Annotated in this window: 28 protein-coding genes and 1 pseudogene; 16 read left to right on the forward strand and 13 right to left on the reverse strand. The window is 61.0% G+C overall.

The genetic code is table 11. From position 1 onward, the window contains the following. Window positions 1-45: 45 nt before the first annotated feature. Together NDJ82_RS15715 and NDJ82_RS15720 are read right to left on the reverse strand one after the other, a co-directional pair. On the reverse strand, window positions 46-591 hold the full coding sequence (locus NDJ82_RS15715; protein ID WP_250925825.1) for a putative natural product biosynthesis protein: 546 nt from the start codon (window positions 589-591) through the stop codon (window positions 46-48). Window positions 592-653: 62 nt separating this feature from the next. Beyond that, a complete protein-coding gene (locus NDJ82_RS15720) occupies window positions 654-1,037 on the reverse strand; it encodes a DUF2946 domain-containing protein (protein ID WP_099586899.1) in 384 nt (127 codons plus the stop codon). A gap of 180 nt (window positions 1,038-1,217) precedes the next feature. Here NDJ82_RS15720 and NDJ82_RS15725 point away from each other — a divergent pair, with 180 nt between their 5' ends. Further along, complete coding sequence (locus tag NDJ82_RS15725) at window positions 1,218-1,823, forward strand: SCO family protein (protein WP_250925826.1); 606 nt, start codon at window positions 1,218-1,220, stop codon at window positions 1,821-1,823. Continuing rightward, the gene (locus NDJ82_RS15730; RefSeq protein WP_112195773.1) at window positions 1,823-2,290 is read left to right on the forward strand and encodes a copper chaperone PCu(A)C; all 468 of its coding nucleotides are present in this window, start codon (window positions 1,823-1,825) and stop codon (window positions 2,288-2,290) included. Before NDJ82_RS15725 ends, NDJ82_RS15730 begins: the two co-directional genes overlap by 1 nt. A gap of 65 nt (window positions 2,291-2,355) precedes the next feature. Here the strand turns inward: NDJ82_RS15730 and NDJ82_RS15735 are convergent, their stop codons facing one another. Next, window positions 2,356-2,685, reverse strand: coding sequence for a DHCW motif cupin fold protein (locus tag NDJ82_RS15735; RefSeq protein WP_099586901.1), 330 nt, complete (start codon window positions 2,683-2,685; stop codon window positions 2,356-2,358). Window positions 2,686-2,825: 140 nt separating this feature from the next. On the opposite strand from NDJ82_RS15735, the gene NDJ82_RS15740 reads away from it, so the two are divergent. After that, a complete protein-coding gene (locus NDJ82_RS15740) occupies window positions 2,826-3,314 on the forward strand; it encodes an HIT family protein (protein WP_250925827.1) in 489 nt (162 codons plus the stop codon). An 81-nt stretch (window positions 3,315-3,395) separates the two neighbouring features. Here NDJ82_RS15740 and NDJ82_RS15745 read toward each other — a convergent pair whose 3' ends face one another. Continuing rightward, entirely contained in the window at window positions 3,396-3,863 is a 468-nt protein-coding gene (locus NDJ82_RS15745; protein ID WP_250925828.1) for a GNAT family N-acetyltransferase, read from the reverse strand. A 188-nt stretch (window positions 3,864-4,051) separates the two neighbouring features. Between NDJ82_RS15745 and NDJ82_RS15750 the strand changes: the two genes are divergently transcribed. Continuing rightward, window positions 4,052-4,543 (forward strand): GNAT family N-acetyltransferase, encoded by a 492-nt coding sequence (locus NDJ82_RS15750; protein ID WP_250925829.1) that lies wholly within the window; start codon window positions 4,052-4,054, stop codon window positions 4,541-4,543. A 17-nt stretch (window positions 4,544-4,560) separates the two neighbouring features. After that, complete coding sequence (locus tag NDJ82_RS15755; protein ID WP_191946295.1) at window positions 4,561-4,986, forward strand: GNAT family N-acetyltransferase; 426 nt, start codon at window positions 4,561-4,563, stop codon at window positions 4,984-4,986. A 46-nt stretch (window positions 4,987-5,032) separates the two neighbouring features. Here NDJ82_RS15755 and NDJ82_RS15760 read toward each other — a convergent pair whose 3' ends face one another. Further along, window positions 5,033-6,232: a TPM domain-containing protein gene (locus NDJ82_RS15760; protein ID WP_250925830.1), complete on the reverse strand. Its 1,200-nt coding sequence runs from the start codon at window positions 6,230-6,232 to the stop codon at window positions 5,033-5,035. A gap of 128 nt (window positions 6,233-6,360) precedes the next feature. Here NDJ82_RS15760 and NDJ82_RS15765 point away from each other — a divergent pair, with 128 nt between their 5' ends. Next, window positions 6,361-7,176: an alpha/beta fold hydrolase gene (locus NDJ82_RS15765; protein ID WP_112195784.1), complete on the forward strand. Its 816-nt coding sequence runs from the start codon at window positions 6,361-6,363 to the stop codon at window positions 7,174-7,176. Continuing rightward, window positions 7,166-8,308 (forward strand): ATP-binding protein, encoded by a 1,143-nt coding sequence (locus tag NDJ82_RS15770; protein WP_191946298.1) that lies wholly within the window; start codon window positions 7,166-7,168, stop codon window positions 8,306-8,308. The genes NDJ82_RS15765 and NDJ82_RS15770 overlap by 11 nt, the downstream gene beginning before the upstream one ends. Before the next feature lie 4 nt (window positions 8,309-8,312). Here the strand turns inward: NDJ82_RS15770 and dapF are convergent, their stop codons facing one another. Then, on the reverse strand, window positions 8,313-9,116 hold the full coding sequence (gene dapF / locus NDJ82_RS15775; protein WP_191946299.1) for a diaminopimelate epimerase: 804 nt from the start codon (window positions 9,114-9,116) through the stop codon (window positions 8,313-8,315). Window positions 9,117-9,195: 79 nt separating this feature from the next. Between dapF and NDJ82_RS15780 the strand changes: the two genes are divergently transcribed. Further along, a complete protein-coding gene (locus tag NDJ82_RS15780) occupies window positions 9,196-9,735 on the forward strand; it encodes a P-loop nucleotide/nucleoside kinase family protein (protein ID WP_158878021.1) in 540 nt (179 codons plus the stop codon). Window positions 9,736-9,832: 97 nt separating this feature from the next. Then, complete coding sequence (locus NDJ82_RS27525; RefSeq protein ID WP_198426408.1) at window positions 9,833-10,594, forward strand: HNH endonuclease; 762 nt, start codon at window positions 9,833-9,835, stop codon at window positions 10,592-10,594. A 128-nt stretch (window positions 10,595-10,722) separates the two neighbouring features. Here NDJ82_RS27525 and NDJ82_RS15790 read toward each other — a convergent pair whose 3' ends face one another. Then, window positions 10,723-12,324 carry a L,D-transpeptidase family protein gene (locus NDJ82_RS15790; RefSeq protein ID WP_191958911.1) on the reverse strand — a complete coding sequence of 534 codons (1,602 nt, stop codon included), beginning with the start codon at window positions 12,322-12,324 and terminating at the stop codon, window positions 10,723-10,725. A 40-nt stretch (window positions 12,325-12,364) separates the two neighbouring features. On the opposite strand from NDJ82_RS15790, the gene NDJ82_RS15795 reads away from it, so the two are divergent. Both NDJ82_RS15795 and NDJ82_RS15800 read left to right on the forward strand, forming a co-directional pair. Further along, complete coding sequence (locus NDJ82_RS15795; RefSeq protein ID WP_099586918.1) at window positions 12,365-13,075, forward strand: murein L,D-transpeptidase catalytic domain family protein; 711 nt, start codon at window positions 12,365-12,367, stop codon at window positions 13,073-13,075. Window positions 13,076-13,105: 30 nt separating this feature from the next. Then, the gene (locus NDJ82_RS15800) at window positions 13,106-13,852 is read left to right on the forward strand and encodes a creatininase family protein (RefSeq protein ID WP_112195794.1); all 747 of its coding nucleotides are present in this window, start codon (window positions 13,106-13,108) and stop codon (window positions 13,850-13,852) included. Between the two features lie 76 nt (window positions 13,853-13,928). On the opposite strand, the gene NDJ82_RS15805 is transcribed toward NDJ82_RS15800, so the two are convergent. Together NDJ82_RS15805 and NDJ82_RS15810 are read right to left on the reverse strand one after the other, a co-directional pair. Continuing rightward, window positions 13,929-14,261, reverse strand: coding sequence for a hypothetical protein (locus tag NDJ82_RS15805; RefSeq protein ID WP_099586920.1), 333 nt, complete (start codon window positions 14,259-14,261; stop codon window positions 13,929-13,931). A gap of 34 nt (window positions 14,262-14,295) precedes the next feature. Beyond that, window positions 14,296-14,940, reverse strand: coding sequence for an ATPase (locus tag NDJ82_RS15810; RefSeq protein ID WP_112195796.1), 645 nt, complete (start codon window positions 14,938-14,940; stop codon window positions 14,296-14,298). Between the two features lie 130 nt (window positions 14,941-15,070). On the opposite strand from NDJ82_RS15810, the gene NDJ82_RS15815 reads away from it, so the two are divergent. Next, the gene (locus NDJ82_RS15815) at window positions 15,071-15,343 is read left to right on the forward strand and encodes a hypothetical protein (protein ID WP_099586922.1); all 273 of its coding nucleotides are present in this window, start codon (window positions 15,071-15,073) and stop codon (window positions 15,341-15,343) included. Here the strand turns inward: NDJ82_RS15815 and yfcF are convergent. Next, window positions 15,318-15,950, reverse strand: coding sequence for a glutathione transferase (gene yfcF, locus NDJ82_RS15820; protein ID WP_191958910.1), 633 nt, complete (start codon window positions 15,948-15,950; stop codon window positions 15,318-15,320). The two genes, NDJ82_RS15815 and yfcF, sit on opposite strands and share 26 nt — an antisense overlap. A gap of 96 nt (window positions 15,951-16,046) precedes the next feature. Then, a pseudogene (locus tag NDJ82_RS15825) lies at window positions 16,047-16,433 on the reverse strand (DUF924 family protein); the annotation flags it as partial. Window positions 16,434-16,517: 84 nt separating this feature from the next. On the opposite strand from NDJ82_RS15825, the gene NDJ82_RS15830 reads away from it, so the two are divergent. Beyond that, a complete protein-coding gene (locus NDJ82_RS15830) occupies window positions 16,518-17,672 on the forward strand; it encodes an acetyltransferase domain-containing protein (RefSeq protein WP_191958909.1) in 1,155 nt (384 codons plus the stop codon). A 55-nt stretch (window positions 17,673-17,727) separates the two neighbouring features. Here NDJ82_RS15830 and metE read toward each other — a convergent pair whose 3' ends face one another. Beyond that, window positions 17,728-20,016, reverse strand: a complete 2,289-nt coding sequence (metE, locus tag NDJ82_RS15835) for a 5-methyltetrahydropteroyltriglutamate--homocysteine S-methyltransferase (protein ID WP_250925831.1) — start codon at window positions 20,014-20,016, stop codon at window positions 17,728-17,730. A 182-nt stretch (window positions 20,017-20,198) separates the two neighbouring features. Between metE and NDJ82_RS15840 the strand changes: the two genes are divergently transcribed. The 3 genes from NDJ82_RS15840 (at window position 20,199) to NDJ82_RS15850 (ending at window position 24,402) form a co-directional block, all read left to right on the forward strand. Continuing rightward, entirely contained in the window at window positions 20,199-21,842 is a 1,644-nt protein-coding gene (locus NDJ82_RS15840) for a sensor domain-containing diguanylate cyclase (protein WP_250925832.1), read from the forward strand. Between the two features lie 189 nt (window positions 21,843-22,031). Beyond that, on the forward strand, window positions 22,032-23,129 hold the full coding sequence (locus tag NDJ82_RS15845; RefSeq protein ID WP_250925833.1) for a carboxynorspermidine decarboxylase: 1,098 nt from the start codon (window positions 22,032-22,034) through the stop codon (window positions 23,127-23,129). Window positions 23,130-23,157: 28 nt separating this feature from the next. Continuing rightward, window positions 23,158-24,402 carry a saccharopine dehydrogenase family protein gene (locus tag NDJ82_RS15850; protein WP_122307296.1) on the forward strand — a complete coding sequence of 415 codons (1,245 nt, stop codon included), beginning with the start codon at window positions 23,158-23,160 and terminating at the stop codon, window positions 24,400-24,402. Window positions 24,403-24,545: 143 nt separating this feature from the next. Here the strand turns inward: NDJ82_RS15850 and NDJ82_RS15855 are convergent. Next, window positions 24,546-24,763 (reverse strand): integrase core domain-containing protein (locus tag NDJ82_RS15855; RefSeq protein ID WP_158877464.1); only part of this gene is annotated, 218 nt, incomplete at its 5' end.

The raw sequence follows: 24,763 nt of genomic DNA on the forward strand, positions 1-24,763 counted from the left end.
CGACTGATTAGAGGCCAGCGCATTGAGCACGCGCCTTGATGGCGATCAAGGCACGGCCAACCAAGCGCTGAAGTCACCTTGTGCGGTCATTGGGCACCAGGCGAAATCCCACGGCGCGGGTGGCAAGGCTGGCTGTACAGCTTCGAAGGGCACCGCGCGCTTGCAATCGAACACCGTCATGGCTTGCCAGGCCAGGACCACGCCCTGGGCCTGGCTGATGTCAGTGTTGACCCAACACGCTGCGGCCGCTGCCATGAACGCTTCGATGGGTTCATCGTCGATTTGCATGCGATACGGCGAGCCGAGCAACCAGCGACACACATTCAGGTGGTAGGTCCAATCCTGCGCGGGCTGGTTGCGATAGGCCCAGGTCATGAAGCTGCGGAACAGGTTCAGACCCTCGGGCGGGTCGAGTTTGAGCAGCGCCGGGCAGATATCAAACAGGGTGTGCCAGTAAGGCAAAAGGCGTGCATCCAGGTGCACGAAACAGCGGGAGTTGCTCGGGTATTCAGCCCGCGCCGGTTCCGCGCGCAGGCGACGGGACGCCTTGCTGACCAGGCGACTGGCGCCTGCAGGCAATTGATGGTTCATGAAACGCACTCACAGTCGTGACGATCGAACGCCTCCTGGTCACAGGAAGCCCAAGGCACACGTCAGAATGCGGGGGAAGCGCGGGGGTTGGCCGAGGGCCAGGCATGGCGCGGCGGCGCCTTGTTGCGCCGTTCGTGGGCCGGGCGCGGCGGTTGCCCAAGCCCCAGCAGCCAGGCCAGACCGATCAGGAACACCAGGGCGACGGTCAACGCGGCGCACACTGGGCAGGCAAAGTAGTTCGAGATGTTGCTGGAAGCCGGGCTGTCCAACCCTTTGTCGGAAAGTGGCGCCTGCTTGCCGTCCAACGAACAGAACGCGCCGCCGATCCCGTTGAGCTGTTGGCCCATCATCTGGCCATGGCCCAAACCGCACGCGAACAGGTTCATCAGCACGCAGAAGTACAGGGTCCAGACGATCAGCGAACGGTCGGAGTGGCTCGATTTCATGGCGGCGACTCTAACACCGAAGGCGCAAAGGGATGAAATACCGCGGCCCCTGTGGCAGAACGTCGCAGATTACGTGCCATCGCCAGGGTTGGTAGACTTGGCGCCCTCCTCGTTTACTCCTTTTCAAAGCCTGATGTGTAGATCCAGAGCAATGCAGGCGTTTCACAGGATGCACAGTTGATGAGTACGTTATTCACCCGCCGCAAGGTCCTGACCAGCATGGGCCTGTTGGGTCTGGGCCTGCTGACCGGTTGTGACAACAGCCCCAGGTTGAACTTCAAGTACGGCAAGGACTTGAGCGACAAGATCATGGGCCGCACCTTCAAGCTCAAGAACACCGAGGGCGACACTGTCACCCTCAGTTCCTACCGTGGCCTGATGCCAGTGGTGTTCTTTGGCTTTACCCAATGCCCGGCCGTGTGCCCGACCACCCTCGCCCGTGCCGCCCAGGCCAAGAAGCTGATGGGCCGCGACGGCGAGATCATGCAGGTGATCTTTATCACCCTCGACCCGGAACGCGACACGCCAGAGATTCTCGACAAGTACGTCAAGGCCTTCGACCCGAGCTTCGAAGCGCTGTACGGCACCCCGGAAGAAATCGCCGTGGCCGCCAAGGAATTCGGGATCTTTTATGAAAAGATCCCCGCCGGCGACACCTACACCCTGTCCCACACGGCCACCAGTTTTGTCTTCGACACGCGCGGCAACCTGCGCCTGGGCCTGCAGGCATCCCTTACCGCAAAAGAGTGCGCAGAAGACCTGCTCACCGTCATGGAGGTCTGCTAATGACTGCCGTTCAACACCTCAAGCGCTTCACCTTCGGCCTCGCCCTGCTGGGTTTCGCCGCCCACGCCAGCGCCCAGGTGCAAGTAACCGACGCCTGGGTGCGCGCCTCGGTGCCGGGCCAGCCGTCCAGCGGCGCGTTCATGACCATCACCGCCGACACCGACAGCAAGTTGCTGCGCGTCGCATCGCCGGTGGCCAAGGACGTACAGATCCATGAAATGAGCATGAAAGACGACGTCATGCGCATGGGCCCGGTGGACGCCGTAGCCTTGCCCGCAGGCGTGGCCGTCAAGCTCGATCCGAACGGTTACCACGTGATGCTGATGGGCCTGACCGGGCAGATCAAGGAAGGCGACCAAGTGCCGCTGACCCTGACGGTGCAGGACGCCAAGGGCGAGAAGCGCACCGTTGAGGTCGAGGCCAAGGCCCGTGGGCTGGATGGCATGGACCATAGCAAGATGCATTGATGCACTGAATTTTTGCGATTGTTCCTCTGCCTGTGGCGAGGGAGCTTGCCACAAAGGTCACCCGTTCAATCCACAATAAACAGCTTCGCCCCGACGCTCGTCGATGAGCGATGCGCTTCCATGTCATTGCCCACCTGGTAACTCATCCCGGCCGTCAGCGTGAACTGACGGCCGTCTTCCAACTCCGTGTGCAACTCGCCTTCCAAACACAACAGCACGTGCCCGCGCTTGCACCAGTGATCGGCGAGGTAGCCGGGGGTGTATTGCACCATGCGCACGCGGGTGGTGCCGAAATGGCAGGTGCGCCACAGGGCATTGCCGGTAACGCCGGGATAGACGACGGGTTCGAGCGTGGCCCAGTCGGTGGTGCCAAAGGGGACAGCAGTAAGGTCCATGGGAAGCCCGTTCGTGAGTGGTCGTGGTGCGAGGCTATCGGCCAACAGAGGTGGGCGATAGACACAGATCCCATGGTTTTGCGAGATACAGCTGACGGCGCTTGTTATCCTGCCAGCCTTGTCTTCCTGGATGCGCGCTGATGCAGATCGACCCTGCTTACCTCCTGCTTGAAACCGAGCACTGGCGGCTCAACCATCACCTGGCTTCCAAACTGCCGGGGTACCTGATGCTGGGCGCCAAAGCGCCTATCCATTCCCTGGCGGACATGTCGCAAGCCGCACTGGCCGAACTCGGCGGGCTGCTCGCCATGACCCAGCGAGTCATGGAAGCGCAACTCAAACCCAAGTGGCTGTACATCAGCCGTTATGGGCATATGCCAGGGTTCCCGCTGCACTTTCATTTCATCCCGGTGTATGACTGGGTGGAAGAGGCGTTCTGGCGGGACGAGCGGTACCGCGTGCTGCAAGACTTCGCCGCGCCAGGCATTGCGCAGGCGCAGACTGACGGCGCCGAGCTGACGCTGTTTGTATGGCGCGAATTTGGAGAGAGCCAGAGGCCTCCGGCGGTTCGGGGGGATTCGGTTGGCGTGGTTATCGAGCGGCTGCGTGCGGCGTTCTTTAGCCGATGAGGGGCAAGGACAATGTCGAGCGTCTTTTGCCTGCACCAGCGCTATCGCGAGCAAGCCCGCTCCCACATCGAGCAGCGGTGTTTATTCAATCCGCTTCTTCATCGGGATACACGCCAACTCCAGCCCCGACGGCGAATGGTAGATTGCCTGCTGCTCGCCCTCATACCCGCACGCCCGATAGAAACTCGCTGCATTCAGCGTGGCATCCAGCACTACTTCGCCTAACGCCAGTTCCCGCGCCAGCGCCTCAAGATGATCCAGCAATGCCTTGCCGTACCCGCGCCCAGTGAACTGAGGCAGTACAAACAGTGCGCCCACTTCATTGTTGTCGAGGTCGAGCATGCCGGTGGCGACCGGTTTATCGTTTACCCAGCCAAGGTAAAACGGTTTGTCCATTAACCTGTTGTAACCATCGTCGGCACTGCCGCGGGTCCAGAGTGCCATTTGTTCTGCGGTGTAGGCGCCGATGCATTGGCTGCGGATGGCTTCGCGGCGGATGTCAAAAGCGACGTTGGCGTCTTCGCGGGTGGCGCGTTTTATTTCCAGCATTGGGTCCTTCCTTTATGCGGGCGGGTTACCTCGCGGCCTGGTCGGTGCCTTGGGGCAGCGCGTGGGAGTTTATATTAACGCGATCCGGAGGCTGGATGCTGGGGCACGCCCACTCGCCACAAGAGCCCGTGTCACTCGGGGAGTTTGTATCTATCATGTGGCCCTTCACCCAATACCCAGGAACCCGCATGCCCGCCCACACCTTCCGCAACGCCCTGCCCGCCGACGCCGCACGTTGCTATGAAATCGAAATCACTGCCTACGAAGGCGACGAAGCCGCGACCCTGGAGAAGATCGCCACGCGCATTGCACAGTACCCGCAAGGCTTTTTGATCCTTGAAGCCGATGACCACGTGGTGGGGTTTATCAACTGTGGCTGCGCCCATGACGTGGTGATGTCGGACGAGGCATTCAAGGAGTTGGTGGGGCATGCGCCCGAGGCGCCGAATGTGGTGATCATGTCCGTCGTGGTCGATCCGGCGCATCAAGGCAAAGGCTATTCCACGGTATTGATGAAAGAGTTTGTGCGGCGCATGAAGGCGCTGGGCAAGCAGACGATTCACCTGATGTGCAAGGAGCAGCATGTAGCGTTGTACGAGCGCATGGGCTACACCTACGTTCGACCTTCGCCCTCGGATCATGGTGGGATGGCGTGGCATGAAATGGTGGTGTCGCTCTGACAAATCGAGGTTTTGTGATGACCGCAGCGCTTATTGAAATCAGTGACCAACCCAACCCTGACGCCGAGCGCATTCTTGGCAGCGGTCTGGCCGCGTTCAACGAATACGCCACGGGCTACCACGACCGGCGGCCTCTGACGGCACTCGTCAGAGACCCGCACACCGAGGAAATTCTGGGAGGCATTACCGGCAGAACGTCCTTTGGCATGGCCTTCCTCGACCTGTTCCACTTACCCGACGCGCTACGCAGCACAGGCCTGGGCAGCCAGCTACTGCGAGCCTTCGAAGACGAAGCCCGACGCCGGGGTTGCCTGAATGCCGTGCTGTACACCATCAGCTTTCAGGCGCCAGGCTTTTACGAGAAAAATGGGTGGGTGCGGTTTGGGGAAATACCCTGCGCGCCGGAAGGCAGCAGCCGCGTATTTCTGACTAAGCAGCTGTAACTTTCACGAATAGGAAGTCCCCCGCCAGTGGCAAGAACATTCGCCCTTACCAGCTCCCCGACGCCCCGCCGCCGCCACTGGACCCACCGCCGCCCGACGAACTGCTGCTGGAACTGGAGCTGGAGCTGCTGGAGCTTGAACCTGAACCACCACCCGAACCGCCCCCCGAGACACTCTGCACAAACAGCAGAAACGCTGCGAAAGAAGCCACCGGGATCGCGATGATCCAGCCCTGGTAACCGTGCCCCAGCAGCACGCCCGCCGCCACGTAGATCGCCGCCGCCGCCAGCGCCCGCACGAAGAAGAAACGCGGACGGGTTTTCCACGATTCCCTGATGACAAAAAACAACCCCACGTAGAGCCCGAGGATCAACGCCACACCGAACGGCCACAGCAGCCAGTGGACAAAGCTGACCGCTACAAACCGGTCCGCCACCACGACCCCGACCACATAGACCAGCACGGCCATCACGCAGTAGAACGCCGTGCGCGCCAGCCACAACGCACCGAAGGTGGCGCCGCCGATCAATATCGTCAGCGGCAATACGAACAGGAACATCGGCCATTCGCGGCCACCGCTGAAAGTCGTCAGCAGTACGGTGACCGCCAGCGCAGCGATCAATGCTCGGCGCCAACCCAGTTGGCGGGAGGCGACCAGCACACCGCCAATCGCACCGAAGATAAACGCCAGCAGCACCGCCATCGCCTGGGGGTTGACGCCAGGCCCTGCCACGGCGGGCAGCTCGCCGCCGTCCACCAGCACGACCAGATCATTCACCCCCTGGCTGATACCCGCCGCGTAATCGCCCTGACGAAACGCAGGCGTGATGTGCTCCTCGATGATGCGGTGGGCCAACAGGTCGGTGACGGTGCCTTCCAGGCCATAGCCCACTTCGATGCGCACCTTGCGATCATCCTTGGCCACCAGCAACAGGATGCCGTCGTCGACGTCCTTGCGCCCCAGTTTCCAGGCGCGGAACAGTTGGTTGGCGTAATCCTCGATGCTTGCCGCGCCAATGGAGGGCACCAGCAACACGGCCACCTGGGCGCCCTTGCGCTGTTCGAGGGCGGCAAGCTGCTCTTTCAGACGAGTGGTGGTGCTGGCGTCGAGGGTGTTGGTGAGGTCGATGACCCGCTGGTCAAGGGCGACGCCAATCGGCGAAGTGTCAGCCTGGGCGATGATTGACAGGCTGGCGAGCACCAGTACCAGCAGAACCGAGAGAGAGTGCCGCAACCACCGCATCATGTTTGTTACCTGAAGTTTCTTCCTGAAGGCGCCGACTTTACCTTATCAGCGCTATAACACGTGACCTCACAGCGGTGACTATTTAAACTGCCGCACACATAGCAATACGCCATGACTTTGAGACCCTCATGGACCTACGCCACCGCAACAACGTCACTGTGATGGGCTGCGGGACTTCGACCCTGGTGTTTTCCCATGGGTTCGGCTGCAACCAGGCCATGTGGAACTACCTCGCGCCGCAATTCAAAGAGCGCTTTCGTGTGGTGATGTATGACTTGGTAGGCGCCGGGCTCTCCGACCTGGACGCCTTCGACAAGACCAAATACAACACGCTGGAAGGCTACGCCCACGATCTCAATGAAATCATCGACGCCTACGCCGAAGGGCCGGTGATTCTGGTGGGGCATTCGGTCAGCGCCATGATCGGCACCCTCGCCGATCGCCTGGTGCCGGGACGGATCGCCGCCCATGTGATGATCGGCCCCTCACCGCGCTATATCGATACCGATGGCTACGTCGGCGGTTTCAAGCGCAGTGATATCGACGACCTGCTCGATACCCTCGACAGCAACTACCTCGGCTGGTCCAGCGCCATGGCCCCGGTGATCATGGGAACGCCAGAGCAACCTGCGCTGAGTGAGGAGCTGGCCGAGAGTTTCTGCCGCACCGAGCCGGACATCGCCAAGCAATTTGCGCGGGTGACTTTCACGTCCGACAACCGCCAGGACGTGACTGGCCTGACCACCCCGGTGTTGATCCTGCAATCGAGCGACGACCTGATCGCCCCGGTGGCCGTGGGCGAATACCTGCACAGCGTGTTGCCCAACAGCACCTATTGCCTGGTGGACAACGTCGGCCACTGCCCGCACATGAGCGCGCCGCAAGCCTGCGCCGCGGCCATGGACACGTTCCTCACGCCGTGGGCGGTGGCCCGTGCCCACTGAGCTGTTCGACAGCGCCGCCTGCGCCCTGGCCGTCACCACGCAAGACGGCACGATCCTGCAAGCCAACGCGCGCTTCAGTGACTGGCTGGGGTTCAGCAACGCCGAGCTGTGCGGCCAACGCTTCCAGGACCTGCTGACCATCGGCGGGCGGATCTTCCACCAGACTCATCTGGCGCCAATGCTGCGCATGCACGGCAGTGTCACCGAAGTGAAGCTGGACATGCTGCACCACGACGGCCACAAGGTGACCGTGCTGCTCAACGCCAACAAACGCGAACAGGCCGGCGCGGTAGTGCACGACCTGGCGCTGTTCGGCACCACCGACCGTGACAAGTACGAACGCGAGCTGCTCAACGCACGCAACCTGGCCGAAGCGCTGTTGCAGGAAAAGAGCGCCACCGAACTGGCGCTGCAACGGGCCCAGGCTGAATTGAGCGAGGCCTACGCGATTGCCCAGCGCCGTGCGCTGTTTGCCGAGCAGATGGTCGCGATTGTCAGCCATGACCTGAAAAACCCGCTCACGGCGATCCGCATGGCGTCGGACTTTCTCCGCCGTGGCGAGCGCACCGCCAAGGAACGCCAGCTGCTCGGGCATATCGGCCAATCATCCGAACGTGCCCAGCGCATGATCGCCGACCTGTTGGACTTCACCCAGGCCCGGGTCGGCCAAGGCATCACCATCAAGGCGGCGCCACTGGACCTGCATGAGGTGATTCATCGCACGGTGGACGAGCTGCGTGTGGCGTTCCCCAAGGCGACGTTGGAACATATCGCCAAAGGCACTGGCGACGCCTGCCTGGACGCCGACCGCGTGCAGCAGATCATCGGCAACCTGGTGGCCAACAGCGTGGCCTATGGCGACCTGCAACGACCGATCACCATCACCTCGCAATTGGATAACGGCGCATGTGAAGTGGCCGTGCATAACCACGGCGCGGTCATTCCCGAGGCCTTGCTGGCGGTGTTGTTCGAGCCTATGACCCGTGGCACCGACCAGGGCAGCGAAGTGCGCAGCGTGGGCCTGGGCCTGTATATCGTGCGCGAGTTGGCCAAGGTACATGGCGGCGATGTGGCGGTGAGTTCCTGCGCCACGGGCGGTACCACGTTTACGGTGAAGTTTCAGAACAGGTAGCCCTTCAAGACAGATAGACACTGCCCTGCATCACCGGCTCCACGCTGCCGGTCAACACCACGCCGCCCTCGCCCGTCCAGTGCACGGTGACCGTGCCGCCATCGCACTGCACCTGCACCGTGGCATCCAGCAAGCCACGCCGGATGCCATTGACCACCGCCCCGCAACAGCACGAACCAGACCCCAGCGGCACGCCACCGCCACGCTCCCAGATGCGCAGGCGGATATGCCCACGGTCGAGCACCTGCACAAAATGCACATTGGTCCCGGCCGGGAACAGCGGATGAATTTCCAGCGCAGGGCCCACTGCGGCCACTTCAACGGCGTTGATGTCGTCGACAAAAAACGTGCAATGGGGATTGCCCATGCTGCACGCCGCCGGGCTCCCCTCGATCGGCAAGGTGCAGGTGTCCATGGCCTCGGCCAGCGGTACAGAGGCCCAGTCCAGCGACGGCTCGCCCATGTTCACCGACACCCGCCGCCCCGCCTCGCGCACGCAGGTCAGCAGGCCACGATCCGTGCGCAGCACCACCGAATCGCTGCCGGTTTCATGCATCAAACGGTCGGCCACGCCGCGGGTGGCGCTGCCGCAGGTTTGCAGCGGCGTGCCGTTGGGGTTCCAGAACTTGATACGCGCCACGGCGTCTTCGCAATCCAGCACCACGGCCAGTTGATTGAAGCCAATGCCGGTGTGGCGATTACCCAGGCGCCGGGCGACCTGCGCGGTGATCGGGTCATCCAGGCCACGGCGGTCGACGATGATGAAGTCGTCGCCATGGGCGTGCATTTTTACGAACTGCAAGGGCATGGAGTGTCCTGGGGTCGACCTGTGGGGGAACTGGAGGATACCCTGAACCCGCCCCACTGACCTATCGAAGGACCGAACCATGCTTATCGTCTTCAGCGGCTTGCCCGGCACCGGCAAAACCACGATTGCCCGTGAACTGGCAGGCCGGATCGCTGCGGTTTACCTGCGCATCGATGTAATCGAGCAAACCCTTCGCGATGCGGGCGTGGCTCCGGGTGCCAGCGGCTACGGCGTGGCGAATGCCCTGGCGCTGAGCAACCTGCAATTGGGGCGCACGGTGGTCGCCGACTGCGTGAACCCGGTGCAGGAAAGCCGCGCAGCGTGGCAAGAAACCGCCGCAACGGCAGGCGTGGCTTTGGCCAATATCCAGGTAGTTTGCTCTGATGCGCGGGAACACCAACGCCGGGTCGAAACCCGTGAGGGGGATATTTCAGGACTGACTCCACCCTCTTGGCCGTCGGTGCTGAAACACGACTATGAAGCGTGGAGCAGTAAGCCATTCAGTATCGATACGTCATTAATGTCTGCAACTGCTGCGGTGCTGGCGATCACCGACTTTCTCTCGTCAACCTACTCTTTTCCAGTGGCCCGTGACTCAGTTTGCTTATCCCTCGACTAAAATAATGGCGGATAGCCATCAATCAAAAAGTATTTGCCGTATCGTTAATCGACGTCGAGGCAATTCACTTAGATAACGTCCCATACCGAGAACGCCCGTGACAGAGAATGAAATCAAGCTGCTGAGTTATCTGATATCGCATTTCAGAGCAGGAAAAATCAACGCAAACGATCCGCGAACGCACCTTCCCTACTCGCAGGTTCACGCTGAACTGGGTCTACCGCATGACGGACGCACGCTTGGGGACAGCTTGAACGTTCATGCTATGGGGGGATTGGCAAAATGGCTATTTGACAACCGGCTACCGGCGATAACGGGGGTCATCATTAACAAACTCGACTCCACCGAGCCGGAACGCCGAGGTATGCCATCGCCGACCTACTTCACGTTTCACGACCGCGAGGACCTCGATTACACCTGGCAACGAGACCAGATCAGGCGCGCATGTGAAATAAACTGGGGGGCCGAACTTGAACGGTGCGGCATAACCCTCGCAGATATCTTCCCACTGCCTGAAGAAATTCCGGATACGGTGATCGAAGGCGCAAGAAAGAGCATCACGGTCAATGCTTATGAGCGCAGCTCAGCAGCGCGTGATGCTTGTATCAAGGCGCACGGCGTAAAGTGCTCGGTGTGCAACTTTGACTTTGAACGCGTTTATGGGGGGCGTGGCAAAAGCTTCATCCACGTGCACCACCTCATACCCCTGAGTGAAATCGGCGGCGAATACGAACTGAACCCCGTAACCGATTTACGCCCGGTATGTCCCAACTGTCACGCCATGCTGCATCGAGGCGGAAATATCAGCATCGACGAATTGAAAAGCGAAATAGACTTTGTAAATGCCTTGCGTCGCTAACCAGCAAAACCCGCACGACAGGTAAATCCACCATGCTCAAAAATATCCCAATGGAGCCGTATGAACATAATTGAAAATGGCCATACCAATACGCTCTGCGAGTGATCGGTACTCCCCGCCAGTGATGCTCACAGCACACTCCCCATCGCCTTCATCAACACCAGGTCCCGCGCGTAAATATCCGGCGCGTACACCAACCCACCCTGGCGGTCGACCTCGACCGTCCAGTAGCCGAGCAGCACCGGCACCGGCGTGGCCAGGCGGAATTCATGGGTCACGCCGGTGGCCAGCAGTTCATCGGTGCGCGCGCGTTCGGCCGGGCTCACCAGCAGGTCGCGCAGCAGCAACGGTTGCTCTACCCGCACGCAACCCGAGCTGAACGCACGCGGGCCTTTGGTGAACAGCGGCTGGCTCGGGGTGTCGTGCAGGTACACCGAATACGGGTTGGGGAAGCGCATTACGATCTTGCCCAGCGGGTTGCGCGGGCCGGCTTCCTGGCGCAGCAGGATATTGCCGGGGCGCGCCCAGTCGATCTGCTCGGGCGCCAGCGGGTGGCCTTCGGCGTCGAGCACTTGCAGGTTTTGCTGGCGCAGGTATTCGGGGTTCAGGCGGATGGCCGGGAGTTTGTCCTCGCGCATGATGGTCGGCGGGATGGTCCAGGTGGGGTTGAGCGTCAGCCGGGTGATGCGTGACTTGAGCAGCGGCGTCTGGCGCTCGGCGCGGCCTACTTGCAGGCGGGTTTGCCACACGGGAATGCCGCTCTGGTACACGCTCAGTTGCGCGGCGGCGACGTTGACCAGCACGCCCTCGGGCTCCAGGTCCTGGGCCAGCCAGCGGAAGCGTTCGAGGTTGATGCGCAGCTGCTCGCGGCGCATGGCCGGGCTGATATTGAGTTCCGCCACGGTGCCAGCGCCGATCACACCGTCCGATTGCAGGGAGTGGCTGACCTGGAAGGCTTTGACCGCCGCGACCAGTTCGGGGCGGTATTGCTTGCTGGCACCCGTGGGTTCGATCGGCAGGTAGCCTCCGCTGTGCAGCCGACGCGCGAGTTCCGGAACACGTGGATCGTCCATGCCAGGACGCAACAGCGGGCCGCTGCCAACCGCATCCCATTGGGGCAACGGCTGCTGGCGCACGGTGGAATAGGCATTGCGCAGGCTGCGGTACAAATCCGCGCTGGGACGGGCCTGGTCGAACGCTTGCGCCATGTCGTGCAAGCCGGTGGCGGCAAAGGCCAACACCTCGGTGTCGGGGTCGCGGGCAGGTGGCTGGGAATGCCACAGCGGTTCGAAGCGCGATTGCTGCAAGCGGCCGAAGTGCAGATCCTGCAGGGCTTGCAGGTAGTGCTGGCTGCTGTCGATATCGCTGCACAGCACGTTCTGCGTGGCGTGTGGCACGGCCAGACTATAGTGAGTGGGGTCCAGGCCATCGTCGGCGAGCATCAGCAGCTGGGTCTGGAGCGCCTGGCGGCGCGTCTCGTCCGACCATAACGGGGCATCGCCTTGTTGCTGATAAAAGGCCTGCAGGCGCGCCAGGGCGGGCGCGTCGATCTGCGGCGCGAGGCCGGGGCAGACGCTGGGCAGTTGCGCCAGGGCCTGTTGCACCGGGGCCAGGTCCACCGGCGCGGGGGTCGTGACCGGCAACGGCTCCACCGGCAGCGCGTCGGCCGTGGCGACCAATGGTGCAACGAGCAAGCAAATGCTCAAGTAACATGCGTGTTTTTTGAACAATGACTTGGCTCCAATCCACAGTGGGGGAGATGTACTGTAGATGCTGACTTTTATGTACCGCCTGGGGATCGCCGTCAGTCTGGCTGTATTGAGCAATGCTGCGCTCGCCGCCAACGGCAACCCTCCTACCTTGTATAGCAGCCTGGCGCGCTCGGCTCCAGAACTCAACCCCACTGTACTGAAAAGCGCCTTGAGCGCGATGCAATGCGCGGTCAGCAATGGCGAGGAACGCTCCGAGCGCCTGGCCGTGATTGACTATTCCCAACCGTCGACCGCCCGTCGCTTGTGGATTTTCGACCTGCGCAAGAAAACCCTGGTGCTGCGCGACCTGGTGGCCCACGGCGCCAAGTCCGGGGAAAACTTCGCCACCCAGTTTTCCAATACCGAAGGCAGCCATCAATCCAGCCTGGGCCTGTTCCGCACCCAGGAAAGTTACCTGGGCACCCACGGTTATTCACTGCGCATGGACGGCCTGGAGCCGGGGTTCAATGACCAGGCCCGTGATCGCGCCATCGTGATTCACGCCGCCGACTATGTGAGCCCGCTGTGGAGCAAGCGCGAAGGCCGTATCGGCCGCAGCCAGGGTTGCCCGGCCGTACGCCCGCAGGTGGCGCGCCAGGTGGTGGACAAGCTCAAGGATGGGCAGTTCATGTTTTCGTGGTACCCGGACCAGCGCTGGTTGAAGTCCTCGACGTACCTCAATTGCAAACCCCAACAGGTGGCGAGTAGTCGTACAATCCGTGGCGGTTAGCCTGTCCCCACAGATAAAAGAGAGCTTCGCATGCTTCTACATCAATCGACCTGGATCGAGATCGGGCAGTTTCTGGAGCGCAGTCGCACGGTGGTGATCCCCATCGGCTCCAACGAGCAACACGGCCCGACCGGCCTGTTGGGCACCGACTGGATGTGCCCGGAAATCATCGCCGTCGAGGCACAAAAGAACGCCGACATCCTGATCGGCCCGACCTTCAATATCGGCATGGCCCAGCATCACCTGGGTTTTCCCGGCACCATTTCGCTGCGCCCTTCCACCTTTATCGCCGCGATTGGCGACTGGGTGCGCTCGCTGGCCGGGCATGGTTTCGACAAGATCCTGTTCCTCAATGGCCATGGCGGCAATATCGCGACCATTGAAGCGGCGTTTTCCGAGTTGTACGCCGAAGCCAGTTTCGCCCGCCGCCCAGCCGGCTTCGCCTTGAAGCTGGTGAACTGGTGGGACCTGGAAGGCGTCAGCGACCTGGCCCACCGCCAATTCCCCGTAGGCCACGGCAGCCATGCCACGCCGTCGGAGATTGCGGTGACGCAATGGGCGTACCCGGGCTCGATCAAGACAGCAGACTATGCGCCACAGATCGCCAACACCGGCCCGATCCGTGAAGCCCTGGACTTTCGTGCGCGCTTCCCCGATGGACGCATGGGCTCAGACCCGGCGCTGGCGACGGTGGAGAAAGGCGGTGAGTTGGTGGCGTTGGCGGCTCAAGGGTTGGTCAAGACCGTCAACAGCTTCAGCAACGAAGCCAAAGCCTAGGCCGAGTACACATCAACCGGTAGGAAGGGCTGCTTCGCAGCCCAGCGCAAGCCTGCTCACTACAGGTTGCCTGAAGTTATTGGCATTCCTTGGCAGCCAATTCCAGCCGCGACGGCGTTAGAGCCGACGCCAGCGGTTTGCGCTCATACAAGAACACCTTGCCGCCCTCTCCTGCCTTGTAGGCTTCAAGCACATCGTCGGCGGCGATCTTGCTGGTCAACACGGCGCGGGCGTGGCGCGAGTTCTGGGTCACGGTCGACGTGATCCCGTGTTTTTCCAGCTTGGGCAGGACGCATTGCAGATAGGCTTCGGGGCCTTTGCTGGTTTGCAGGGTCAAGGTCGGCGTGTTGGGGGCGGACACACAGCCGGCCAGCAACAAGGCTGCGACCGGTAAGAGAAAAGAGCGCATTAAGAATCCTGACGGTAAAAAGTAAAAGTTCACGTTAACTGGCGCGCACCAGCGCCTTGAGCGACGCATCAAACTGCTTCAAGGCATCGAGCTGTACATCGCGCTGCTGTTCGATCTGCGCGGCAATTTCCGGCGCGGCCTTGTTGCGGACCCACACCGAGGGCACCTGCCTGTGCACCGCGCCTTCGGCCTTGGCGATGTATTGCAGGTCGGCGTCATAGAACCGCGCAATAAAACGCGCCTCGACCTGATCGTTACGCTGGGTCAGCAGTTGGTTATGGGTGTCGAGCATCACCACCACATCGGGGTGAGCCTGCACCAGGGCATCCAGATTGTCGTAGACAGTGACCGACAAAAAGGTGCCTTGCAGCGAACTCATCAACCAGTCAATGGCCAGTTCCGGGTCGGAACTATTGACGAACGCCTGGCGGATACGCCCGTCGAGGGCATCCTTGGCGCCATTCAAGGCCATGTCGTGGTAGCGTTCGAGGTAGCTGAGGTTGTCGCGGGTGTTGTCGCTCAACAACACACCCACTGACTGCGCGTGCTGCAGGGAGTTTACGCTACCGACGATGGGTAGCAAATGGCCTGTACGCAGTTCACCGGCAATGGCCGCGTTGTTCACTGCCACCGTGGCCAGCATCAGAATCATTAAACCCAGCTGAATCATCGTCCTCATCGCGCATTTCCTTGAACAGCGTCTCGATGAAGGGATTTTGCGCTTTCCCTGTAAAAACAGAACTTGCGATGCGTGATGGTGACTATTATCTGAAGCGATAGTGTCACGATAAAACCGATAAGGAGCCGCCATGAAGCCCCACCAGAAAACCTTCGACCGTATCCGTGAAGCCGTCCTGCCGGAGTTTCGCGAGCGGATTGCCGATTACCTGGTCGACTATGAAACCGTGCTGCAGGACATCAACGCCGACGCCGACCAAGCCTGCGCCAGCGCCCAACAATTGCGCGGCTACCTGCGCGGCTTGAACACCACGCGGGTGCTGGGCATGGCGGATTGGGAAGACCTGGACCGGCGCGTGCAACAAATGACGGCCAACGCTACAGCACAGGACGTTGCTGATTGACCCATTCCTGCACCGACGGCCGTTGCCACTGGCGCTGGGCATAAGCCACCAGCTCGGCCGGCACGCTGTCACCGTTGAGGATCAGGCGGTTGAGCATGATCGCCAGGTCCACATCGGCAATCGACCACTCACCGAACAGGTGCGTCGGATTACCCGCCAACAACGCCTGCGCCCCAGTGATCAACCGGCTGGCGGCCGCTTTGGCCACGGGTGATAACGGTGGCATCTGCTGTCCGTAGAACACCACCAGCGTGGAGCGCTCCTGACGGATCGGCAGCAAATCACTGCGCAACCACGCCTGCACCTGACGCGCCCTCGCCCGGAGCTTGAAATCTGCCGGGTACACCGCTGTGTCAGGGTAGGCGTCTTCCAGGTACTCGGTGATCGCCGAAGATTCGGACAGCGCAAAGTCTCCTTCTACCAAGGTCGGTACACGCTGGGTCACAGATAAGCGGGCAAAATCGGCGGTCTGGTTTTGCGCCGCATCCAGATCGAGGGTAACCAGATCGAAGGGCAGGCCTTTTTCCCGCAGGGTAACGAACACCGACATCGCGTACGGGCTGGTGAACAGCGAATCAACATAAAGGCGCAACGGGCTCTGGCTCATGGGCAATCTCCTTGAATGAGCCTTCACGCTACGAGATGTGCGCGGATAAAGACAATGCAGGGTTTTTATGGGGGCATTCCTGGGAGGAATACCGGGTTAGCCGGCAAACCCGCCCTTGTCCAGAAAAACGCGCTCTTCATCGGTGGTGACCCTGGCCAGCACCGCATTACGATGCGGGAAACGCCCGAAGCGCTGAATGATCTCGGCGTGCTCCTTGGCCCAGCGGTAGGTGTTGGCATCCAACTGCTGGTTGAGGGTCAGGGAGCGTTGCTGGTCCTTTGGGTCTTCCGAGTGCTCGAACGGCAAATAACAGAACGCACGCAATGCCGGCTCAACCTGCTGGTCGAGCCCGGCGTCCACCATGCGCTGGGCGTACAGGCGCGCGAGCGGGTCGGTGGCGAACATGTGCGCGCTGCCGCGAAAGGCATTGCGCGGGTATTGGTCCAGGAGGATCAGCAGGGCCAAGGTATCAGAACCGTCAGCCCGATCAGAGAGCAATTGAGGGCAACGGGCACGTTAATGTTATAGGATAACGTCCAATTTCCACCCTGCCCTGCGATCCCGCCCATGACTGATGCTGCTCCCCTACGTCAACGCCTGCTCTCCATCGACGCCCTGCGCGGCCTGGTGATCCTGTTCATGCTGCTCGACCACGTGCGGGAAACCTTCCTGCTGCACCGCCAGGTCGGCGACCCGATGAGCATCGACAGCACCGAACCCGCGCTGTTTATCAGCCGCACCCTCGCCCACCTGTGTGCCCCGGTGTTTGTGTTGCTCACCGGGCTGTCCGCGTTTTTGTACGGCCAGAAATACCAGGGCCGCCGCGATGTGTCGGCGTTCCTGTTCAAGCGCGGGTTGTTCCTGGTGGTGCTGGAGTTCACCCTGGTCAACTTCGCCTGGACCTTTCAACTGCCGCCCAGCGTGATCTACATGCAAGTGATCTGGGCGATCGGCCTCAGCATGATCGCCCTCGCCGCCTTGGTGTGGTTGCCGCGACCGTTGCTGATCGCGCTCGCGCTGGTGATCATCGGCGGGCACAACCTGCTCGATGGCGTGCACTTCACTCCTGGTTCGGCGCTGCAAGACGTGTGGGCCATCCTGCATGAACGCAGCTGGATCGACGTGTCCGCAGACCTGCGCCTGCGCACCACGTATCCGGTACTGCCGTGGATCGGCGTGATTGCTCTGGGCTACGGCATCGGTCCGTGGTTTGCCAATGCCACCTTGCCTGCGGTGCGCCAGCGCTATCTGTTGCTGGCCGGCGCGGGTGCGTTGGTGGGGTTTGTGGTGTTGCGTGTGCTCAATGGCTATGGCGAGAAGCCTTGGCAGACGTACGATAGTGGTGTGCAGACGGCGATGAGCTTTTTCAACGTAACCAAGTACCCACCTTCGTTGTTGTTCCTGGCGTTGACGCTGGGGATTGGGCTGTTGCTGCTGTTGGCGTTTGAACGCGCCGGGCACAAGCGTTGGATCGGGGTATTGGCCGTGTTTGGTGCCGCGCCGATGTTCTTTTACCTGTTGCACCTGTACGTGTTGAAAGTGCTGTATGTGGCGTGTGTGGCGCTGTTCGGGCTTAACCAGGGCAACTACTTCGGGTTCGACAGCATCGGCGCAGTCTGGATGGCGGCGCTGTTACTGCCGCTGGCGTTGTACTTGCCGGTGCGTTGGTTTGCCGGGTTGAAGGCGCGTCGACGGGATCTGGCGTGGCTCAAATACCTCTGAGCTGACTTAGATTCAAATGTGGGAGGGGGCTTGCCCCCCACACTTTTTGACCGTGCTATGCCAATTCAGCTCGAAGCTGGCGAGCCGCAGTCACCATATGAATCAACGCCGCCTCAGTCTCCGGCCAGCCCCGCGTCTTCAACCCGCAATCCGGGTTCACCCACAGCCGCTCGGCCGGAATCCGCTTGGCCGCCTTGCGCAGCAGGTTGGCCATTTCCGACGCCTCCGGCACCCGTGGCGAGTGAATATCGTAGACGCCCGGACCGATGTCATTCGGGTACGCGAAGGCTTCAAACGCGTCCAGCAGCTCCATGTCCGAGCGTGAAGTTTCGATGGTGATCACATCGGCATCCATCGCCGCGATGGACTCGATTACATCATTGAATTCGCTGTAGCACATGTGCGTATGGATCTGGGTGTCGTCCCGTACGCCGGAGGCGCACAGGCGGAACACTTCGGTGGCCCAGTCCACGTAGGGCTGCCACTGCGCCTGGCGCAATGGCAGGCCTTCGCGGAAGGCGGCTTCGTCGATCTGCACGATCTTGATGCCGGCCGCTTCCAGGTCCAGCACTTCATCACGAATGGCCAGGGCCAATTGGCGGGCCTGCACTTCGCGGCTCACGTCTTCGCGGGGGAACGACCACATCAGCATCGTCACCGGGCCGGTCAGCATGCCTTTCATGACCTTGTGGGTCAGGCCTTGGGCATAGCGGATCCACTCTACCGTCATGGCCTTCGGGCGGCTCAGGTCGCCGAAGATCACCGCCGGTTTCACGCAGCGAGAACCATAGCTCTGCACCCAGCCAAAGCGCGTGAACACGTAGCCGTCCAATTGCTCGGCGAAGTATTCGACCATGTCGTTACGCTCGGCTTCGCCATGCACCAGCACATCCAGGCCGAGGTTTTCCTGCACTTCGACGGCGTGCTTGATCTCGCTGTGCATCGCTTCGACGTATTCGGCTTCGCTCAACTTGCCGGCCTTGTACGACTGGCGCGCCAGGCGGATCGAGGCGGTCTGCGGGAACGAACCGATGGTGGTGGTCGGGAACAGCGGCAGGTTGAGGCCTGCACGCTGCTGCGCGATACGCTGGGCAAACAGCGAGTGGCGCTGGCTGTCCTTGGCGGTAATGGCGGCAACGCGTGCCTGGACCGCCGGTTTGTGGATACGCGGCGAAGCGGCACGGGCGGCCTGCACGGCGCGGCTGTGCGTCAGGGCAGCGAGCACATTGGGCGCTTCAGGCTGGTTGACTGCCTGGGCCAGCACCGCCACCTCGGCGCACTTCTGCACGGCGAAGGCCAGCCAGCTTTTCAACTCGGCATCGAGCTGGTCTTCACGGCCCAGGTCCACCGGGCTGTGCAGCAATGAGCAGGACGGCGCCACCCACAGGCGATCACCGAGTTTTTCATGGGCATGCTGCAAGGTCGCCAGGGCGTTTTCCAGGTCGCAGCGCCAGACGTTGCGGCCGTTGACCACCCCCAGGGACAGCACCTTATACGCCGGCAGGCGATCGAGGATGGTCGGGTACTGTTCCGGCGCGCGTACCAGGTCGATGTGCAGGCCGTCGACCGGCAGGTTGGCGGCCAGGCCCAGGTTTTCCTCCAAACCGCCAAAGTAAGTGGCGACCAGTTTTTTCAGCGGGTCTCGCTGGATCAGGTTGTAGGCGCGTTCAAACGCGTTCTTCCATTCCTGCGGCAGGTCGAGCACCAGGATCGGCTCGTCGATCTGCACCCATTCCACGCCCAGTTCCGCCAGGCGCTGGAAGATCTGGCCATACAACGGCAGCAGGCGGTCCAGCAGGTCGAGCTTGTCGAAGTCACCGCCCTTGACCTTGCCCAGCCACAGGTAGGTCAGCGGACCGATCACGACAGGCTTGACGTTGTGGCCCAGCTCGCGGGCTTCCTGGACTTCCTCGAACAGTTGGTCCCAGCCCAGGTGGAACTGCTGGTCGACACTGAATTCCGGTACCAGGTAGTGGTAGTTGGTATCGAACCACTTGGTCATTTCCTGGGCGTGAGCACCGCCGCAGCAACTGTCGCTGACACCACGCGCCATGCCGAACAGGGTGTGCAGCGTGGCCTTGCCATCCGCCGGGCGAAAGCGCTCGGGAATCACGCCGAACATCAGCGAATGGGTCAGCACCTGGTCGTACCAGGCGAAATCCCCAGCGGGCAGCAACTCGATGCCGGCCTGTTTTTGCAAATCCCAGTGGGTCTTGCGCAAGTCACGGCCAACGGCGCGCAGGCCGGCTTCGTCGAGCTCACCCTTCCAGAACGCTTCCTGCGCTTTTTTCAATTCACGATCGCGTCCAATGCGCGGAAATCCAAGGGAATGAGCGACTGCCATGACTTACAACTCCAATGTCGTTATGTATGGCAGTCATTGTCGGGATTAGATCATAGTGAGACAAACTCATTATATTTTAGACCATCACAAGTTTCACTCATGTTAAGACCTACCTTTAGCAGACACGGCACCCATTCATTGCGGGTACTATGCTCGCGAACAACACATCCAAATGAGCACCCATGATCAAAGCCAGCCTGCGCACTCACTTGACCCTATGGTTTGCTGCTTTGTCCTTGCTCACGTTACTGAGCGTGGGTTTTTATGTGGGGCACATCGCCACCGGGCAAATGAAGCAGGCCAGCGGCAATGCCTTGTTGAGCACGGCACGATCCACGGCTGCGCTGCTGGCTGTGCAACTGCACGAGCGCCAGCTGGAGGTTTCCCTGCTCAGCAAAGCGCCGCTGTTTCGCAAAGGTGGCTTGAACGAGCCGGACATCCTCACGCTGATGGAACTGCGCACCCAGTCTCGCGCCGAATACGCTTGGATGGGCGTCGCCGATGTCGATGGCCGTGTGCGCCAGGCGGTGAATGGCCTGCTGGTGAATCAATCCGTCAGCCAGCGCCCTTGGTTCCAGGCGGGCCTGCACGGCGAGTACACCGGCGATCCCCATGAAGCGGTGCTGCTGGCCAAGTTGCTGCCAGGCACGGCGAATGGCGAGCCGTTGCGGTTTATCGATTTCGCCGCGCCGATCCGTAACGCCAAAGGCGAGACCATCGGCGTACTCGGAGCCCATGCGCACTGGCGTTGGGTCACGCAAATCGTCGATTCGGCGGTGATGCAGAAGGACGCGATCCCTGACATCGAGGCACTGATTGTCGACTTCGATGGCAAGGTGCTTTATCCCGAAGTGTTGGCCGGTGAGCAGATGCCCAAAGACAGGCTGGTCACGTCTTCCGGCTGGAGCACAGCCAACGGTTTTGTGACCGCTTCGGTCGCCGTGCCAAGCCCCGCCAACGCGAAAATGAACTGGTACATCATGGTGCGCCAGCCCTTGGAGGTGGCACTGCAACCGGCACGCACGCTGCTCTACAAACTCCTGATACTCGGCGTACTCGCCGCCGTGGCGTTTGTGGTCGCGGCGTATTGCCTGGCCTCCTCCCTCAGCCGGCCTATCGAACGGCTGGCCAAGTCCGCCAAGCAAGTCCAGGAGCATCAGCCCGGCGCGGTGTTTCCCCAGGCGCACTCAGTGCTGGAAATCGCCCAGCTGGGCCGCTCGCTGACCGGCATGACCCAATCCCTGCTGGCCAAGGAGCGCCAGTTGCAGGACGCCAACGCCTCCCTGGAAGCCACCGTCGCCCAACGCACCGCCGACCTCACCCAGGCCAATACCGAGCTGCTCAACCTTGCGACCCACGACGCACTGACCGGCGTCTACAACCGTCGCCGCTTCGACGAAAAACTCGCGGAAAACAGCCTGCTGTTCCAACGCACCGGCCGCACTTTTGCCCTGCTGCTGATCGACGCCGACTACTTCAAACGCATCAATGACACCCACGGCCACGCTGTCGGCGATGACGTGCTGCGCCAACTCGCCCAACTGATCCAAAGCACCACCCGCGTCACCGACTTTGTCGCCCGCTACGGCGGCGAAGAGTTTGCCGTGCTGCTACCAGAGGTCGAAGCACCGGACAGCCCGGATGTGGTGGCCGAGAAGATCCGTGCCGCGATTGCCGGCGCGCAGTTTGAACAGGTGGGGCCTGTCACGGTGAGTATCGGCGTGGGCATTGCCGCACCGTCGGACCGCGACACACGGGCGCTGCTGAATCGGGCGGATCAGCAGTTGTATGAGGCCAAGGCTGGCGGGCGTAATCGGGTGGCGTGAGGCCCGGGAGCTAGCTTTGTGGAGAGCGGGCCTGTCGTGGTGAAAGGCTGATCACAAGGCAAGGTTGTCATCTTGGCAGGGCAGAATAATCGCGGCGCAGCTAAATCCGCTCACTAACCTTTCGATCCTGACCAAGTGCGGGCACAATGCGTGTCCTTTTTTGGCAGGCACCGCCGCAGGCTCTCAAAAATGATCAAAACGCCGTACTACCTCATCGATAAACAGAAGCTTCTGGTCAACATGCAGAAGATTGCTTACGTGCGCGAGCAGTCCGGCGCCAAGGCCCTGCTGGCGCTCAAGTGCTTTGCCACCTGGTCGGTGTTCGACCTGATGCAGGAATACATGGACGGCACCACCTCGTCGTCGCTGTATGAGTTGAAGCTCGGTCGCCAGAAGTTCGAAGGCGAGGCGCACGCCTACAGCGTGGCCTGGGCCGACGATGAAATCGAAGAGATGCTGGATAACTGCGACAAGATCATCTTCAACTCGATCAGCCAGTTGCAGCGATTTGCCGAGCGTTCCGAGGGCAAGACCCGTGGCCTGCGTGTCAACCCGCAGGTGAGCAGCTCTGACTACCTGCTGGCCGACCCGGCGCGCCCGTTCAGCCGCCTGGGCGAGTGGGACCCGGTGAAGATCGAAGGCGTGATCGAGCAGATCTCTGGTTTCATGTTCCACAACAACTGCGAGAACGGCGATTTCAGCCTGTTCGACCAAATGCTCAACACCATCGAAGAACGTTTCGGCGCGCTGCTGCACAAGGTCAACTGGGTCAGCCTCGGCGGCGGCATCCATTTCACCGGTGAAGGCTATGCCATCGACGCCTTCTGCCAGCGTCTCAAGGCGTTCTCGCAGAAGTACGGCGTGCAGGTCTACCTGGAACCCGGCGAAGCGGCGATCACCAACAGCGCCTCCCTGGAAGTCACCGTGCTCGACACCCTGTACAACGGCAAAAACCTCGCCGTCGTCGACAGCTCCATCGAAGCTCACCTGCTGGACCTGCTGATCTACCGCCTCAACGCCAAGCTGGCGCCAAGCGACGGCGAACATACCTACATGGTGTGCGGCAAATCCTGCCTGGCCGGGGACATCTTCGGCGAGTATCAATTTGATCGTCCGCTGGCCATCGGCGATCGGCTGTCGTTCATCGACACTGCTGGCTACACCATGGTCAAGAAAAATTGGTTCAACGGCCTGAAAATGCCGTCCATCGTAGTGAAACAACTCGACGGTACAGTCGAAGTGGTTCGTGAATTTGGTTACGACGACTACCTGTCCAGCCTTTCGTAAGCTGGCGGATATAGGAGAAAGAAAGCAATTGAAAAAGAACGTTCTTATCATTGGTGCAGGAGGTGTCGCCAAGGTGGTGGCCCACAAGTGCGCGCAGCACAACGACGAACTCGGTCGTATTGCTATCGCGTCGCGCAACATCTCCAAATGCCAGGCCATCATCGACAGCGTCAAGGCCAAGGGTAGCCTCAAGGTTCCCGCCGATATCCAAGCCTTCGCGCTGAACGCCATGGACGTGGAAGCGACCAAGGCCCTGATCCGCGAGACTGAATCGCAGATCGTCATCAACGTCGGTTCGTCGTTCCTGAACATGTCGGTCCTGCGTGCCTGCATCGACACGGGCGTTGCGTACCTCGACACCGCTATCCACGAAGAGCCAGGCAAGGTCTGCGAGACCCCGCCGTGGTACGGCAACTACGAGTGGAACCACCTGCAAGAGTGCAAAGACAAGAACATCACCGCCATTCTTGGCGTGGGCTTCGACCCAGGCGTCGTCAACGCGTATGCCGCGCTGGCGCAGCAACAGCATTTCGACCGCATTGATTCGATCGACATTCTCGACGTCAATGCCGGCAGCCATGGCAAATACTTTGCCACCAACTTCGACCCGGAAATCAACTTCCGCGAGTTCACCGGACAGGTGTGGAGCTGGCAGAACAGCCAGTGGACCAGCAACACCATGTTCGAAGTCAAACGCACCGACGACCTGCCGGTCGTGGGTTCGCAGAACCTCTACCTCACCGGTCACGATGAAGTGCACTCGCTGTCGAAAAACCTCGACGTGCCCAACGTGCGGTTCTGGATGAGCTTTGGCGAACACTACATCAACGTGTTCACCGTACTGAAAAACCTCGGCCTGCTCTCCGAGAAGCCGGTCAAGACTGCCGAAGGCCTGGAAGTGGTGCCGTTGAAAGTGGTCAAGGCCGTACTGCCCGACCCGTCTTCGCTCGCCCCTGGCTACACCGGCAAGACCTGCATCGGCGACCTGGTCAAAGGCACCAAGGACGGCCAGCCGCGTGAGCTGTTCATCTACAACGTGGCCTGCCACGAAGAAGCCTTCGCCGAAACCGACAGCCAGGGCATCTCCTACACCGCAGGCGTCCCACCGGTAGCCGCCGCGCTGCTGGTCGCCCGTGGCGAGTGGGATGTGAAACACATGGCCAACGTCGAGGAACTGCCGGCTGAGCCGTTCCTCAAGGCGCTGGACGTGATGGGCTTGCCGACTCGGATCAAGGACGAGAAAGGTGATCGTGCCTGGGATGCGATTGCCTGATAGGCGATAGCTGACCGAACAAAAAAATGCGCCCTCAGGGGCGCATTTTTTGTTCGGGGTGGGTAGCGATTCCAAGACCGATGAAGATCCAAATGTGGGAGGGGGCTTGAACTGGTCAAGTAATCTTGGACACCGATTACGGTTCACGCCGCCAACCTTTCCTTCATGACCGGCGACCGGTAGTCGTTGTAGCTGTGAGGCCTGCTGATGTTGTAGCGAGAGACATAGCGCTGCACGTCTGCTCGGGCCTCATGTTCCAGTTTGTAGCCCGTTTCAGGCACCCACTCTGATTTCAAACTGCCAAAGAAACGCTCCATCGGGGCGTTATCCCAGCACTCGCCTTTACGGCTCATGCTTTGCC

This window comes from Pseudomonas sp. SR18 (genome assembly GCF_023701505.1).
Classification (GTDB): Bacteria; Pseudomonadota; Gammaproteobacteria; order Pseudomonadales; family Pseudomonadaceae; genus Aquipseudomonas; species Aquipseudomonas cyclaminis.